The sequence below is a fragment of the Brevibacterium sp. SIMBA_078 genome (assembly GCF_046534565.1).
Taxonomy (GTDB): Bacteria; Actinomycetota; Actinomycetes; order Actinomycetales; family Brevibacteriaceae; genus Brevibacterium.
Genome location: NZ_JAWRYQ010000067.1, coordinates 1 through 363 on the forward strand (window position 1 = coordinate 1; position 363 = coordinate 363).

The 363-nt window shown below is 31.7% G+C and carries 1 protein-coding gene; it reads right to left on the reverse strand.

Features of this window, described 5'->3' with window-relative positions; all coding sequences use genetic code 11:
- Positions 1 to 363: hypothetical protein (locus tag SB749_RS18895; RefSeq protein WP_410711653.1), on the reverse strand; the 363-nt coding region annotated here is incomplete at both ends.

A 363-nucleotide genomic window follows, 5' to 3' on the forward strand; every position in this document is an offset into this window, starting at 1 on the left:
CTTTTCTTTCTTTGTAAGCTGTTAATAGGGATAGAACGAAGGAGGATTGCTGTTTAACATTAAAGCTATTTAAAGCTTCTAAAGATAGTTTTACTTCGAACTGTTCTTTAGTCCATATTGAACTCTCAGGACTAATCATTTCACAGTAGTTCACAGCAGAAGAGCTTATATTTTCTAGTAAAGTCTTAGCATTGTTGGGAGATTTTAAGATATAACTTTTAATGCAAGAGAAAAGTTTTTTATCAGTTGTATACTCTTGCCTTGAGATCCAAAAGTGTAATAAGAATGTATCTATTACATCATTTTCAGATATGTCATCAAATCCTTTCACAAGTTTGTTCCAAGCTTGTTTAGGGCTATCAT